Consider the following 14,740-nt stretch of genomic DNA (forward strand, 5'->3'; position numbering starts at 1 on the left):
GGCTCTCGTCCGCGGCTCCGTGCGGCCCGGGTGCGCAAGCCGCCCGGGCTGCACGCAGCGGCGGCCGCGGGGTAGGATGGAGCCCACTTCATCCAAAAGGCCGGCATGAAACCCGCACTGCAATTCCGCCTGCACCAGCAGCTCACCCTGACGCCGCAACTGCAACTGGCGATCCGCCTGCTGCAGTTGTCGCAGCTGGAGCTGGAGGCCGAGTTGCGGCAGCTTGCCGAAGGCAACCCGCTGCTGGAGTTCGCCGAAGAGAACGAAGACGAGGCCGGCGCCGGCGAAACCGCGCCGGAAACCGACTACGCGCCGCCGTCCGGCCCCGCCGAGGCGGCCGCCAACGACGTCGCCGACCGCGATGAGGGCGGCGACTGGTCCGACGACGGCGGCGGCAGCGTGGAGACGCCGATCGACTTCTCCAGCGGCAGCGGCAGCGGCAACAACTCGCGCGGCGACGAGGATTTCGAGCCGCAGAGCGCCGCGCCGGAAACCCTGCAGCAACACCTGCTGTGGCAGCTCAACCTCGCCGGCTTCAACCCGCGCCAGACCGCGATAGCCACGGTGATGATCGACGCGCTCAACGCGGACGGCTATCTCGCCGAAGGCATCGAGGCGGTGCGCGCGGCGCTGCCCGGTCACCTCGCGGCCGACCTGGACGAGATCGAGGCGGTGCGCCGCCGGCTGCAGGGCTTCGATCCGGTGGGCGTGGCCAGCCTGGACCTGCGCGACTGCCTGCGCAGCCAACTGGAACAGTTCGACCCCGCCACCCCGCAGCGCGGCCTCGCGCTGGCCATCGTGGACGGCGAACTGGAGCTGCTGGCCCGCAACGACATCGCGAAACTCGCGCGCAAGCTGCACGCCGGCGAAGACGACACCGCGGCCGCGGCGGCGCTGATCCGCAGCCTGGACCCGCGCCCCGGCGCGGCGTTGGACACCACGCCGGTGGAGTACGTGGCGCCGGACGTCTACGCGGTGCGCGAGGGCAGCCGCTGGCAGGTGCGCCTGAACCCGGACGCCCAGCCCCGGCTGGGCCTGAACCAGCACTACTGCAACCTGATCGCCCGCGCCCGCGGCGACGACGCGAGCTGGATGAAGGGCCAGCTGCAGGAGGCGCGCTGGCTGCTCAAGAGCCTGGAATCGCGCGCCGACACCCTGCTCAAGGTGGCCGGCGCCATCGTGCAGCGGCAGAGCGCGTTCCTGGACTACGGCCCCGAGGCGATGCACCCGCTGGTGCTGCGCGAGGTGGCCGAGGAAGTGGGCATGCACGAATCCACCATCTCGCGCGTCACCACGCGCAAGTACCTGCATACGCCGCGCGGCACGTTCGAGCTGAAATATTTCTTCTCCAGCGGCGTGTCCACCGAGGACGGCGGCAGCGCCTCGGCCACCGCGATCCAGGCGATGCTGCGCAAGCTGATCGACGCGGAAGACGTGCGCAAGCCGCTTTCCGACCAGGCGCTGGCGGAGGAGCTGAAGAGCAAGGGCATCCAGGTGGCCCGCCGCACCGTGGCGAAATACCGCGAGGGCCTGCGCATCCCCAGTTCCAGCGAACGCCAGCGCATCGGCTGAGCGGGGAACTTGCCAGCCGGAAAAACGCTCCCATATCCGAAGCGAAGGATGATTGACGATGCGCCCCGGACCCGGTCCCGGGCGTGTCCATCCCGCCGCGAAACGCGGCACTGCACCACCAGAGGAGGCGTACCATGCAATTCCAACTCAGCGGCCAGCAGATCGAAGTCACCCCCGCGCTGCGCGCCCACGTCGAATCCAGGCTGGACCGCCTCCATCGTCTGGACGACAAGCTGATCAGTCTGTCCGTGGTGCTCACGGTGGACAAGCTGCAGCACCGCGCGGACGCCACGCTGGGCGTCACCGGCGCCTCCCTGCACGCCCAGGCCGCCGAGGCCGACATGTATGCCTCGATCGATGCGCTGTTCGACAAGCTGGTGAACCAGCTGCGCCGTCATCGCGAAAAGATCGCCAACAAGCACCAGCGCGCCGTGCGCGAGGAGCGCCAGTACGGCTGATCGCCTGCCGCAGGCCGCCCGCAACGGGCGGCCTGCCCTCCCTGCGGAAACATTCCGGCCGTCCAAGCTGGCACAATGGTTGCGCTGCCACCAGCCCCACGGGCGGCGCGCGACGCAAAGGACCGAAGGCTTGGACCGGCTCACCGCACGACAACTCTACGACGGCGTCAACGAGCGCATGGCGCTGCGCTGGCTGGCCGGCATGCGCGGGGAATCCCGCGCGCTGGAACCCGGCGCCGTGCAGGCGCGCCGGCCCTCGCTGATCGGCTACCTCAACGTCATCTACCCGAACAAGATCCAGATCATAGGTTCGGAGGAACTGAACTTCCTCGACGGGCTGGACTCGCGCCAGCGCTGGGAAGCGATCCACAAGATCGCCGCCACCCGCCCGGTGGCGCTGATCGTCACCAAGGACCAGCCGGTGCCGCCGGACCTGCGCGAGGTGGCCGAGGAAACCGACACCCCGCTGTGGGTCAGCTCCAAGCGCGGCCACGAGCTGCTGACGTTCCTGCAATACCACCTGGCGCGCCAGCTCGCGGCGAAGACCACGCTGCACGGCGTGTTCCTGGAAGTGTTCTCGATCGGCGTGCTGATCACCGGCGAGGCCGGCACCGGAAAGAGCGAGCTGGCGCTGGAACTGATCAGCCGCGGCCACCGCCTGGTCGCCGACGACGCCACCGAGTTCACCCTGATCGCGCCGGACGTGATCGACGGCAGCTGCCCGGAACTGCTGCAGGACCTGCTGGAAGTGCGTGGCCTGGGCGTGCTCAACGTGCGCGAGATGTTCGGCCACATGTCGGTGAAGCCGTCCAAGTACCTGCGCCTGGTGATCCACCTGAAGCCGCTGCGCGAGGGCGAGGAGATCGACGCGCTGACCCGGCTCACCGGCGACATCGGCCACCGCGAGGTGTTCGACGTCAAGGTGCCGAAGATCACCATACCGGTGGCGTCCGGACGCAACATCGCGGTGCTGGTCGAGGCCGCGGTGCGCAGCCACGCGCTGAAGAGCAAGGGCATCGACCCCGCGCAGACCTTCATCGACCGCCAGGCGCACCAGTTGCGCCGACTGCCGCCATGGTGACCCCGTGAACGAAGAGCCAGCCGCGCAAAACAACCAGTTCTCGAACCCGCACGAAACGCACCTGATCGTGCTCACCGGCATGTCCGGCGGCGGCAAGACGGTGGCGCTGCGCGCGCTGGAGGACCTGGAGTTCTACTGCGTAGACAACCTGCCGCCCTCCCTGCTGCCGCAGCTGGTGAAGGCGGTGGGCCGAGGCGCCGGCCGGAGCCGGCGCATTGCGGTGGGCGTGGACGTGCGCAACCGCGGCGCCAGTTTCGAACAGATCCCCACGATACTTTCCACGCTGGCCAGCGCCGGCGTGCACCTGCACCTGGTCTTCCTCGACTGCCGCGACGAGGTGCTGCTCAAGCGCTATTCGGAAACCCGTCGCCGCCATCCGCTGGCCAAGCGCGGCATGTCGCTGGCCGACGCGATCGCCGAGGAGCGCCACCTGCTGCGCCCGCTGGCCGCGATCGCCGAGAAGGTGATCGATTCCAGCGAGCTCAACGTGCACCAGCTGCGCCGCCTGGTGGCCACCGGCTACGCGCAGGCCACCGAGGGCATGACGCTGATGTTCCAGTCCTTCGCGTTCAAGCGCGGGCTGCCGCTCGATTCGGATTTCGTGTTCGACGCGCGCTGCCTGCCCAACCCGCACTGGCAGCCGCGCCTGCGCCCGCTGTCCGGCAAGGACGCGCCGGTGCGCGAGTACCTCGAGAACGAACCGCTGGTCGGGGAATACCTCGCCGACACCACGCGCTGGCTGGACGCCTGGCTGCCGCGCTTCGAACAGGACGACCGCAGCTACGTCACCGTGGCGATCGGCTGCACCGGCGGCCGCCACCGTTCGGTCTACCTGGTCGAGCAGCTCGCCGCGCACTACCGCGCGACCCGCGAAGGCGTGCTCACCTTCCACCGCGAGCTGGACTGAGACGATGGCGCCACGACGCAACCCGCCGGGAACGCAGCCATGAGCGTGGGCGTGCTGCTGATGACCCACGAGGCGGTCGGCCAGGCGCTGATCTCCGCCGCGCACCACGTGATGCCGAAACTGCCGTTGCAGGTGGAAGCGGTGGAAGTGCCGCCGCAGTCCGACCCCGACGTGATGCGCACGCTCACCGCCCGCCATGCGCGCGAGCTGGACCAGGGCGAAGGCGTGCTGGTGCTGGCCGACCTCTACGGCGCCACGCCGTGCAACATCGGGCTGTCGCTGGGCTCGCTGGGCGTGCGCCTGCGCTGCGTCTCCGGCCTCAACCTGCCGATGCTGCTGCGCGTGCTCAACTACGCGGAAAAACCACTGGACGAACTGGCCGAGATCGCGGCAAGCGGCGGCCGCGGAGGGATCTTCATCGACCATGCTTGAACAAGAGATCGTGGTATCCAACAAGCTGGGCCTGCACGCGCGCGCATCGGCCAAGCTGGTGCAACTGGTGCAGGGGTTCAAATCCACCGTGATGCTGCTCAGCAAGGGGCGCGAGGTGAACGCGCAGAGCATCATGGGCGTGATGATGCTGGCCGCCGGCATCGGCACGCCGCTGACCGTGCGCGCCGACGGCCCGGACGAGCAGGCCGCGCTGAATGCCGTGGTCGCGCTGTTCGAGCGCAAGTTCGACGAGGGGGCTTGATGGCGATGGGATACGGGATACGGGATACGGGATACGGCAGAGCGGGCCGTGGCGGGGTCGGCTGCCGCGATAGCCGTGCGCATCCCGGTTTTGCGTATCCCGTATCCCCAATCCCGAATCCCGGCTCCGCAAGGAGCCCGCAATGAGACACGTCATGGCCGGCATGCTGGCTTCGCACGGCATGGCGCTGGGGCGGGCGCGGCTGGTGCAGCCCAGCCGCTACGCGGTGGACACGCGGCCGCTGGCCGAGCACGAGATCGCGGGCGAGCTGGAGCACCTGCACCGCGCGCTGGACATGGCGCGCCAGGAACTGCGCGAACTGCGCGGCAAGCTGCACGGCGCGCTCGCACGCGAGGTCAACGAGTTCATCGACGCGCACAGCCTGCTGCTGGACGACGCCGAGATGCTGCGCGGCCTCGACGACCTGGTGAAGATCGGCCACTACCGTGCCGGCGCCGCGCTGAAGAAGCAGCGCGACAAGCTCGCCGCGGTGTTCGAGGCGATGGACGACCCCTACCTGCGCAGCCGCCGCGAGGACATCGACCAGGTCATCGCGCGGGTGATCTCCGCGCTGCAGCGCCAGACCAGCGCGGAGGAGCGCAAGCTGGCCGCCCGCGTGGGCGAGATCCTGGTCGCCGACACCATCGCGCCCGCCGACATGGCCCAGCTCGCCGGCAACGGCCTGCTCGGCGTGGTCACCAGCTCCGGCAGCGCGTACTCGCACAGCGCGATCCTTGCGCGCAGCCTGGGCCTGCCGATGCTGGTGGGCGCACGCGACGCGCTGTCGCTGCTGCACGACGACGACCTGATCCTGCTCGACGCCGAACACAACGAGGCGATCGTGCACCCCACCGCGCAGGACCTCGCGCGCTACCGCGCCTGGCAGCGCCAAGCCGCCGCCGAAGGGCGGCGCCTCGCGATGCTGGCGAACGCACCCACGCGCACCCGCGACGGCGTGGACGTCCGCCTGCTGGCGAACGCGGAAACGCCGGCCGACGTGGCGCTGGCGCGCGCGCGCGGTGCCGACGGCGTGGGCCTGTACCGCACCGAATTCCTGTTCCTGCGCCAGAAGGGCCTGCCATCGGAAGACGAGCAGTTCATCGCCTACCGCGACCTGGTGCTGGGCATGGGCGGCCTGCCCGTCACCATCCGCACGCTGGACCTCGGCGCCGACAAGGCCGATGCCGCTGGCCTGGTGATGCGCGGCGAGGAAAACCCCGCGCTCGGCGTGCGCGGCGTGCGGCTGTCGCTGCGCTACCCCGCCGTGTTCACCACCCAGATCCGCGCGATCCTGCGCGCCGCCTGCTACGGCCCGGTGCGCGTGCTGGTGCCGATGGTGACCCAGCCCGACGAACTGATCGCGGTGCGCACGCTGTTCAAGCTGGCGCGGCAGGAGCTGAAGCGCGAGAGCATCGACCTGCCGGAGAAGCTGCCGCTGGGCGCGATGATCGAGGTGCCCGCCGCCGCGATCAACGTGCGCGCCCTGCTGGAGCACGCCGACTTCCTCGCCATCGGCACCAACGACCTCGCCCAGTACGTGCTCGCCGCCGACCGCGGCAACGATGCGCTGGACAACATCTACACGCCGCTGCAGCCCGCCCTGCTGCGCCTGCTCTCGCACGTGATCAGTTCGGGGCGACGCGCGAGGAAGCCGGTGAGCCTGTGCGGCGAGATCGGCGGCGACGTGCATTTCACCGCGATGCTGCTCGCGCTGGGCCTCAACGAGTTCAGCATGCATCCCAGCCAGCTGCTGCAGGTGCGCGACCGCGTCGCCACGCTGGACCACGCCACGTTGCGCGGCCACGCCACCCGCCTGCTGCGCGCCTACACGCACGAGCACGTGGCCGAACTGCTGGCTGAACTGGCCGGCTGAGGCACCCCGCGGCGCTCACGTCGACGCGAGCATGCTCCGGTAGTCGCGCGGCGGCATGCCCACGGTGGCCTTGAACTGGCGCGCGAACGAACTCTGGTCGGCGAAGCCGCAGGCCAGGCCGATCGCCGCCACGCTGTCCTCGCCCTGCAGCATGCGCATCGCCGCCTCGATGCGCAGCTTGGTCAGCACCTGCTGCGGCGTGAGCTGGAACACCCGGCGGAAATGCCGCTCCAGTTGCGCCACCGAAAGCTCGGCCAGCGCCGCCAGCGTCGCCACGCGGACGTTCTCCGCGTAGTGCTCCTGCAGGTGGGCGAGCACCCGGCGCAGGCGCAGGTAGGTCGGATGGCGGCCGTCCGGCTGGCCCAGGTCGCGCGAGATGCCGATCACGCCGCCGATGCCGCCGTCCTGGCGCAGCGGGCGCTTGAACGTCAGGCACCAGCCCGGCGTCCGGTTCGAAAAGATGTGCACCTCGAGCTGGTTCTCGATCACCTCGCCCTCCAGCACGCGCCGGTCCTGCGACGCGTACGAGCCGCCCAGGGTCGCGGGGAACAGTTCGGTCACGCTGCGGCCGATCACGTCCTCGCGGCGCTTGAGGCCCAGCCGGCGCACCAGGGTGAGGTTGGCGTGCGTGTAGCGTCCGGTGGCGTCCTTCACGAAGAACACCACGTCGGGCAGCGCGTCGAACAGCGCCTCCAGCTCGTTCGCCGAAATTGTCGTTTCCATCGCGGGGCTCCGACAGGACGCGGGGCGGGCGCATCGCCCGCCGCGGCACGCAGCCGGAGTATGCAGATTTCCGCATCCGTGGGCCACAAGCGGCCATAGACGCGCGGCGGCCGCGGCACCAGCATGGACCCATGACTACGATAGACGTGATCGACTCGCATACCGGCGGCGAACCCACCCGTGTCGTCATCGGCGGATTCCCCGACCTCGGCCCCGGCCCACTGCCTGAACAGCGCGAGCGCTTCCGTCGCGACTTCGACCGCTGGCGCAGCGCGATCGCCTGCGAACCGCGCGGTTCCAGCACCGTGGTCGGCGCCCTGCTGGTGCCGCCGCAGAGTGCGGACGCCTGCACCGGGGTGATCTTCTTCAACAACGTCGGCTACCTGGGCATGTGCGGCCACGGCACCATAGGCGTGGTGCGCACGCTGCAGCACCTGGGTCGCATCGGTCCCGGCCGCCACCGCATCGACACGCCGGTGGGCACGGTGGGCGCGGAGCTGCACGCGGACGGCCGCGTCACCATCGACAACGTGGAGAGCTACCGCCATGCGGCGGGCGTGGCGGTGGACGTGCCGGGCTACGGCCGCGTCAGCGGCGACGTGGCCTGGGGCGGCAACTGGTTCTTCATCACCCGCGACACGCCGCTGCCGCTGGAGATCCGCCACCAGCGCGCGCTGACCACGTACACCGAGGCGATCCGCCACGCGCTGGAAGCGGCCGGCATCACCGGCGCGGACGGCGGCGAGATCGACCACATCGAGGTCAACACCGCCTCGCCGGTGGACGGCATGGACGGCCGCAACTTCGTGCTGTGTCCCGGCCTGGCCTACGACCGCTCGCCCTGCGGCACCGGCACCAGCGCCAAGCTGGCCTGCCTGGCCGCGGACGGCAAGCTCGCGCCTGGCGCCACCTGGCACCAGGAAGGCATCCTCGGCAGCGTGTTCGAGGGCCGCTACGCGCCAGGCGAACGCGGCGTGCGCCCGCAGATCACCGGCACCGCGTTCGTGGTGGCGCGCAGCACCTTGCTGTTCGACGACGCGGACGCCTTCGCCTGGGGCAGCGGCGCGGAATGAGCGGCAGCACGGCCACGTTCGACCTGATCGTCGTCGGCGCCGGCATCGTCGGCGCCAGTTGCGCCGACGCCGCCAGCGCGGAAGGCATGCGCGTCGCCATCGTGGAACCCGGCCCGATCGGCGGCGGTGCGACGGCGGCGGCGATGGGTCATCTCGTGGCCATGGACGACGATCCCGCCGAACTCGCGCTGGCCAGCTATTCGCTTGGACTGTGGGAAAGCTTCGCCGACCTGAAGGAAGCCGAATTCAGCCGCTGCGGCACGCTGTGGGTGGCTCGCGACGACAGGGAACTTGCCGCGGCCGCCGCACGCATCGCGCGCCTGAAAGCGGCGGACCGCGACGCCCGGCTGCTGGATGCCGCGAGTCTCCACGAACTCGAACCCGCGCTGGTCCAGGGCCTCGCCGGCGGCATGCTGGTGGAGCGCGAAGCCGTGGTGTATCCGCCGCGCGTGGCGAATCACCTGGTGCGCCGCGCGCAATCGCGCGGCACGCGATTGTTTGCCGGCCGCCGCGCGCAGGCGCTGTACCGCGGCGGCGTGCAACTCGACGACGATACGCGCCTGGGCGGCCCCGTGCTGGTCGCCACCGGCTGCGCGCTGCCCGACCTGTTGCCGATGCTGCCGATGCGCGCGCGCAAGGGCCACCTCGTCATCACCGACCGCTACCCGGGGCTGATCCGCCACCAGTTGCTGGAGCTGGGCTACGCCGACAGCGCGCACGGCGACGCGGACAGCAGCGTGGCGTTCAACGTGCAGCCGCGGCCGACGGGACAGATCCTGATCGGCTCCTCGCGCGAATTCCAGGCGAACGACGCCAGCGTCTCGCCCTCGATGGTGCAGCGCATGCTCGAACGCAGCTTCGCCTTCGTGCCGCGCCTGCGCGGATTGCAGGCGCTGCGCGTCTGGACCGGCTTCCGCCCCACCACGCCGGATGGACGTCCGTATCTCGGCGCCGTGCCTGGCGCGGTCGACCAGTGGGTGGCCGCGGGCCACGAAGGCCTGGGCGTCACCACCGCGCTGGGCAGCGCGAAGCTGATGATCGACCTGATCCAGGGCCGCCGGCCCGCCATCGACCCCGCGCCGTACTCGCCCTGGAGGATGGCCGCATGAGCGCCATGGTGCGGCTCACCGTGAACGGCCAGGCGGTGGAAGTGCCTGCCGGCGCCAGCGTCGCCGCCGCGGTGGCGCACGCGACGCAGCGCTTCCGCCGCTCCGTGCACGATGCGCCACGCGCGCCGCTGTGCGGCATGGGCGTGTGCTTCGAATGCCGCGTGAGCGTGGATGGCGTGGTCCATGTGCGCGCCTGCCTCACGCCTGCGGGCGAAGGCATGCAGGTGATTACCGATGCGTGAGCATTACGACGTCCTCGTGGCAGGCGCCGGGCCGGCCGGCCTGGCCGCGGCGCAGGCCGCGGTATCGCATGGCGCGCGGGTCGGCCTGCTCGACATGCAGGCGCGCCCCGGTGGACAGGTCTGGCGACACGACGTGCGCCTGCCCGCGGCGCCGGCCGCGCGGCAAGCCATCGAAGCCCTGCAAGGCGTCAAGCTGCTGGCGCGCCACAGCGTGGTCACTGCCGAACCATCGGCGCTGCGCGTGGAAACGCCGACAGGTTCGGACTTGCTTTCGTTCGGCTCGCTGGTGCTCGCCACCGGCGCGCGCGAACTGCTACTGCCGTTCCCCGGCTGGACGCTGCCCGGCGTGACCGGCGCCGGCGGCCTGCAGGCGCTGGCCAAGCAGGGCTGGCCGGTGGCCGGCAAGCGCGTCGTGATCGGCGGCAGCGGACCGCTGCTGCTGGCGGCGGCGGATACGCTGCGCAAGCACGGCGCGCACGTGCTGGGCATGCACGAGCAGGCTTCCGCCGCCACGGTGCGCTCCTTCGCATGGCAGCTGCGCCGGTGGCCCGCCCGTGCCGCGCAGGCAGCCGGCCTGCGCCTGCGTCTCGCCGGCGTGCCGTACCGCTGCGGTTCCTTCGTGCGCGAAGCGATCGGCGGCGACGCCGTGCGCGGCGCCGTCATCGAAACGCCGCACGGCACGCGGCAGGTCGAATGCGACCTGCTGGCCGTGGGCTACGGGCTGGTGCCCAACACCGAGCTGGCCGCGTTGCTGGGTTGCGCGCTCGACGAAGCGGACGCCCATCCGCGCGTGCGGGTCGACGCGCTGCTGCGCACCAGCGTGGCGAACATCCATGCCGCCGGCGAAGCCTGCGGCATCGGCGGCCTCGCGGTCGCGCGCATCGAAGGCGCGATGGCCGGCCACATGGCGGCCGGCGATGTCGCGGCCGCCAGCGCACTGCTGCCGCGGCGCGACCGCGAACGGCGCTTCGGCGCCCTGCTCGCCCGGCATTTCACGCTGGACCCACGCCTGCGCGAGCTGGCCGACGAGCGCACCCTGGTCTGCCGCTGCGAGGACGTCGCGCTCGGCGCGCTGGCCGGCTACGACGACGCCCGCGCCGCCAAGCTCGCCACCCGCTGCGGCATGGGTGCCTGCCAGGGCCGCATCTGCGGCACGGCGCTGGCCGAACTGGGCCGCTTTCCACGCGGCGGCGCACGACCGCCGATCTTCCCCGCCCGCCTGGCCACGCTGGCCGGACTGGCCGACTTTTCCCCTGACGACGCACGACGAGGCAATCGACCATGAGCAACGCTTCCCTGTGGCACGGCGTGATTCCCGCCATCACCACCCCGTTCACCGCCGACGGCAAGGTCGACCACGACTTCCTTGCCACCCACGCGCGCACGCTGATCGACAGCGGCTGCAAGGGCATCGTGCCGCTGGGCTCGCTGGGCGAGGCGGCCACCCTGACGTTCGACGAGAAGCTGGCGATCATCCGCACCCTGGTGAAGGCGCTGGACGGCCGCGCGCCGGTGATCCCCGGCATCGCCGCGCTGTCCACCGACGAGGCGGTGCGCCTGGCCCGCGAGGCCAAGGCGGCCGGCGCGGCGGCCCTGATGGTGCTGCCGCCGTACGTCTACTCCACCGACTGGCGCGAGATGGGCGCGCACCTGCGCGCGGTGATCGCGGCCACCGACCTGCCGTGCATGCTCTACAACAACCCGATCGCCTACAAGACCGACTTCTCGCCCGAGCAGATCGCCGAGCTGGCGCATGCCTACCCCAACGTGCAGGCCGTGAAGGAATCCTCCGGCGACGTGCGCCGCTTTGCCGCCCTGCGTTCGCTGCTTGGTGATCGCCTGGTGCTGCTGGTGGGCATGGACGACGCGATCGTCGAAGGCGTGGCGATGGGCGCGCGCGGCTGGATCGCGGGGCTCGTCAACGCGTATCCGAAGGAGTCGGTGAAGCTGTTCGAGCTGGCGCGCGACGGCGGCGCCGACGCGGCCGCCGAGCTGTATGCCTGGTTCCTGCCGCTGCTGCGCCTGGACACCGTGCCGAAGTTCGTGCAGCTGATCAAGCTGGTGCAGGAAAAGGTCGGCCTGGGCAGCGAGCGCGTGCGCGCGCCGCGACTGGTGGTGGAAGGCGCCGAGCGCGAGGCCGCGCTGCGCGTGATCGACCACGCCATCGCCCACCCGCCGGTGCTCTGAGATGGCTGCGCAACCCCTGCTGATCGCGGGCGACTGGCGACCGGCCACCGAGCTGGTCGCCAGCTTCCGCGCCGAGAACCCGGCCACCGGCAACGCCATCGGCGCGGAATATCCGGTCAACGGCGCGGCCGACGTGGAAGCCGCCATCGCCGCCGCCGCCGCGGTGGCGGACGAACTGGCGCGCACGCCGCCGGAACGGATCGCCGCCTTCCTCGAAGCCTACGCGGCCGGCATCGAACGCGACGCGGAAACGCTGGTCGCGCTCGCCCACGCCGAAACCGCATTGCCTGCGGAAACGCGACTGGCCAAGGTGGAGCTGCCGCGCACCAGCGGCCAGTTGCGCCAGGCAGCGCGCGCCGTGCGCAACTTCAGCTGGACGCAGCCGGTGATCGACACGGCAGCGGGCTTGCGCAGCCACCATGCACCGCTGCACAAGCCGGTGCTGGTGTTCGGGCCGAACAACTTCCCGTTCGCCTTCAACGCGATCGCCGGCAGCGATTTCGCCTCGGCGATCGCCGCGCGCAATCCGGTGATCGCGAAGGCGCATCCCTCGCACCCGGCCACCAGCGAGCGGCTGGCGCAGCTGGCGCACGCCGCGTTGCGCGAAGCCGGCCTGCCCGCGGCTGCGGTGCAGATGCTCTACCAGTTCGACTCCGCGCTCGGCCTGAAGCTGGCCGGCGATCCGCGACTGGGCGCCATCGGCTTCACCGGCAGCCGCGCCGGCGGGCTGGCGCTGAAAGCCGCTGCCGATGCCGCCGGCGTGCCGGCCTACGTGGAGTTGTCCAGCGTCAATCCGGTCTTCCTGTTGCCTGGCGCGCTGGCCGAGCGCGGCGCGGCGCTGGCGCAGGAATTCTTCAGCTCCTGCACGATGGGCAGCGGCCAGTTCTGCACCAATCCCGGCGTCGTGGTGGTACCGCGCAGTGACGACGGCGACGCCTTCGTCGCTGCCGCCGTGGCGCATTTCGGCAACGCCGCCGCGGGCGTGCTGTTTTCGCGCGGCGTGCTGGAACACCTCCAGCGCAGCGTGGACACCTTGCGCAAGGCGGGCGCCGATCTGCTCGTCGGCGGCGCCGCGGCAGGCCCGGGCCATCGCTACCAGCCGACCTTGCTGCAGGTGGATACCGCGCAATTCCTGCGTGCGCCGCAGGCGCTGCAGACCGAAGCCTTCGGCCCGGTCAGCCTGCTGGTGCGCGTCGACGATGCCGCGCAGATGGCTGTGCTGGCGGCGGCGTTCGAAGGCAACCTCACCGGCACCTTGTACAGCGCCGCCGACGGCAGCGACGCGGCTGCATGGACCGCGGTTGCCGACGCCCTGCGTCCGCGCGTGGGCCGGCTGATCGGCAACCGCATGCCGACCGGCGTGGCGGTGAGCCCGGCGATGAACCACGGCGGCCCTTATCCCAGCACGGGCCACGCAGGCTTCACCGCGGTCGGCATGCCGGCGGCGATCCAGCGTTTCACCGCCCTGCACTGCTACGACCACGTGCCGGACGCGCAACTGCCGCCCGAACTGCGCGACCACAACCCCGGCGGCGTGGCGCGGCAGATCGACGGCCACTGGTGTGTCGACGATGTCGACGCACGGGGCACGACGGCATGACGACGGCACGACAGATCGGCGGCCTCGACTTCGCCCAGGCGCGGGCGATGCTGGCGCCGTGGGCGGCACCGGCGGCGGCCATCGCCGGCGCCGAATACGAACAGCGGCTGGAACGCGCCCGGACCCTGCTGCGCGAACAGCGCGTCGATGCGCTGCTGATCACCGCCGGCGCCTCGCTGCGCTATTTCAGCGGGATCGGCTGGGGCGCCAGCGAACGGCTGCTCGGCCTGCTGCTGACGACGCACGGCGAGCCGCTGGTGATCTGTCCCGCGTTCGAAGCCGGCTCGCTGGCCCACGCGCTGCGCATCCCCGCCGGGCTGCGCTACTGGGAAGAGCACGAAGACCCGCAGGCGCTGGTCGCCGATGCGCTGCGCGAACGCGGCGCCGGCAGCCTCGCGCTCGATCCGGCCGCACCGGGCGTGGTGGCCGAACGCCTGCGCGCGGCACTCGGCGGCAAGCCGGTGGTCGACGCCAGCGCCATCGTCGACGGCTGCCGCATGTGCAAGTCGCCGACCGAACTCGCCCTGATGGAACAGGCCACCGCCATGACGCTGCAGGTGCACCGGCTGGCCGCGGGACTGGTGCACGAAGGCGTCAGCAGTATCGAGCTGACGCGCTTCATCGACGACGCGCACCGTGCGCTCGGCGCCGACAACGGCTCCACCTTCTGCATCGTGCAGTTCGGCCACGCCACGGCGTATCCGCACGGCATCCCCGGCGAGCAGCGGCTGGCCGAAAACGAGCTGGTGCTGATCGATACCGGCTGCAGCGTGCAGGGCTACCAATCCGACATCACCCGCACCTACATCTTCGGCACGCCAACGACGGAGCAGGCGCGCATCTGGGCGCTGGAGCAGGCGGCGCAGCGCGCTGCCTTCGAGGCAGTGCGGCCTGGCGTGACATGCGCCGCCGTGGATGCCGCTGCACGCGCCATGGTGGAACGCGCCGGGCTCGGCCCCGATTACCGCCTGCCCGGCATCCCGCACCGCACCGGCCACGGCTGCGGCCTGAGCATCCACGAGACGCCTTACCTGGTGCGCGGCAACGCCACCGAGCTGCAGCCGGGCATGTGCTGCAGCGACGAACCGATGATCGTGATCCCCGACCGTTTCGGCGTGCGGCTGGAGGATCACTTCCATGTCACCGACGACGGCGCCGCCTGGTTCACGCCGCCGTCGCCCGCGATCGACCAGCCATTTGCCTGAGCGGCACACGCCGCCG

General features: G+C 71.2%; 15 protein-coding genes. 14 read left to right on the forward strand and 1 reads right to left on the reverse strand.

Going from position 1 to position 14,740, the window contains the following annotated elements; translation table 11 throughout:
* The first annotated feature begins 105 nt into the window (after positions 1–105).
* The 7 genes from PCA_RS12220 to ptsP all read left to right on the forward strand — a co-directional run bounded on the left by PCA_RS12220 (position 106) and on the right by ptsP (position 6,585).
* Positions 106–1,572, forward strand: a complete 1,467-nt coding sequence (locus PCA_RS12220; protein ID WP_181302896.1) for an RNA polymerase factor sigma-54 — start codon at positions 106–108, stop codon at positions 1,570–1,572.
* 134 nt (positions 1,573–1,706) lie between these two features.
* Complete coding sequence (raiA, locus tag PCA_RS12225; RefSeq protein WP_181302897.1) at positions 1,707–2,030, forward strand: ribosome-associated translation inhibitor RaiA; 324 nt, start codon at positions 1,707–1,709, stop codon at positions 2,028–2,030.
* Between the two features lie 130 nt (positions 2,031–2,160).
* The gene (gene hprK, locus PCA_RS12230) at positions 2,161–3,111 is read left to right on the forward strand and encodes an HPr(Ser) kinase/phosphatase (RefSeq protein WP_181302898.1); all 951 of its coding nucleotides are present in this window, start codon (positions 2,161–2,163) and stop codon (positions 3,109–3,111) included.
* A 4-nt stretch (positions 3,112–3,115) separates the two neighbouring features.
* Positions 3,116–4,018: a RapZ family nucleotide-binding protein gene (rapZ, locus tag PCA_RS12235; protein ID WP_343204446.1), complete on the forward strand. Its 903-nt coding sequence runs from the start codon at positions 3,116–3,118 to the stop codon at positions 4,016–4,018.
* A 39-nt stretch (positions 4,019–4,057) separates the two neighbouring features.
* Entirely contained in the window at positions 4,058–4,450 is a 393-nt protein-coding gene (locus PCA_RS12240; RefSeq protein WP_181302899.1) for a PTS fructose IIA subunit family protein, read from the forward strand.
* Positions 4,443–4,712 carry an HPr family phosphocarrier protein gene (locus PCA_RS12245; RefSeq protein WP_181302900.1) on the forward strand — a complete coding sequence of 90 codons (270 nt, stop codon included), beginning with the start codon at positions 4,443–4,445 and terminating at the stop codon, positions 4,710–4,712. Before PCA_RS12240 ends, PCA_RS12245 begins: the two co-directional genes overlap by 8 nt.
* Before the next feature lie 142 nt (positions 4,713–4,854).
* Entirely contained in the window at positions 4,855–6,585 is a 1,731-nt protein-coding gene (gene ptsP, locus PCA_RS12250; RefSeq protein WP_181302901.1) for a phosphoenolpyruvate--protein phosphotransferase, read from the forward strand.
* A 15-nt stretch (positions 6,586–6,600) separates the two neighbouring features.
* Here ptsP and PCA_RS12255 read toward each other — a convergent pair whose 3' ends face one another.
* Positions 6,601–7,308 carry an AraC family transcriptional regulator gene (locus PCA_RS12255; RefSeq protein ID WP_181302902.1) on the reverse strand — a complete coding sequence of 236 codons (708 nt, stop codon included), beginning with the start codon at positions 7,306–7,308 and terminating at the stop codon, positions 6,601–6,603.
* A gap of 131 nt (positions 7,309–7,439) precedes the next feature.
* On the opposite strand from PCA_RS12255, the gene PCA_RS12260 reads away from it, so the two are divergent.
* The 7 genes from PCA_RS12260 to PCA_RS12290 are packed head-to-tail and all read left to right on the forward strand — an operon-like array spanning position 7,440 to position 14,724.
* Positions 7,440–8,381 carry a proline racemase family protein gene (locus PCA_RS12260; RefSeq protein ID WP_181302903.1) on the forward strand — a complete coding sequence of 314 codons (942 nt, stop codon included), beginning with the start codon at positions 7,440–7,442 and terminating at the stop codon, positions 8,379–8,381.
* Positions 8,378–9,490 carry an FAD-dependent oxidoreductase gene (locus PCA_RS12265; protein WP_181302904.1) on the forward strand — a complete coding sequence of 371 codons (1,113 nt, stop codon included), beginning with the start codon at positions 8,378–8,380 and terminating at the stop codon, positions 9,488–9,490. Before PCA_RS12260 ends, PCA_RS12265 begins: the two co-directional genes overlap by 4 nt.
* Positions 9,487–9,732: a 2Fe-2S iron-sulfur cluster-binding protein gene (locus PCA_RS12270; RefSeq protein WP_181302905.1), complete on the forward strand. Its 246-nt coding sequence runs from the start codon at positions 9,487–9,489 to the stop codon at positions 9,730–9,732. The genes PCA_RS12265 and PCA_RS12270 overlap by 4 nt, the downstream gene beginning before the upstream one ends.
* A complete protein-coding gene (locus PCA_RS12275; protein ID WP_181302906.1) occupies positions 9,725–11,017 on the forward strand; it encodes an FAD/NAD(P)-binding oxidoreductase in 1,293 nt (430 codons plus the stop codon). The genes PCA_RS12270 and PCA_RS12275 overlap by 8 nt, the downstream gene beginning before the upstream one ends.
* The gene (locus PCA_RS12280) at positions 11,014–11,919 is read left to right on the forward strand and encodes a dihydrodipicolinate synthase family protein (protein ID WP_181302907.1); all 906 of its coding nucleotides are present in this window, start codon (positions 11,014–11,016) and stop codon (positions 11,917–11,919) included. Before PCA_RS12275 ends, PCA_RS12280 begins: the two co-directional genes overlap by 4 nt.
* Position 11,920: 1 nt before the next feature.
* Entirely contained in the window at positions 11,921–13,519 is a 1,599-nt protein-coding gene (locus tag PCA_RS12285) for an aldehyde dehydrogenase family protein (RefSeq protein WP_181302908.1), read from the forward strand.
* Positions 13,516–14,724: a Xaa-Pro peptidase family protein gene (locus PCA_RS12290; RefSeq protein WP_181302909.1), complete on the forward strand. Its 1,209-nt coding sequence runs from the start codon at positions 13,516–13,518 to the stop codon at positions 14,722–14,724. The genes PCA_RS12285 and PCA_RS12290 overlap by 4 nt, the downstream gene beginning before the upstream one ends.
* The last annotated feature ends 16 nt before the right edge of the window (positions 14,725–14,740 follow it).

The organism is Rhodanobacter sp. PCA2 (assembly GCF_013620825.1).
Taxonomy (GTDB): domain Bacteria; phylum Pseudomonadota; class Gammaproteobacteria; order Xanthomonadales; family Rhodanobacteraceae; genus Rhodanobacter_A.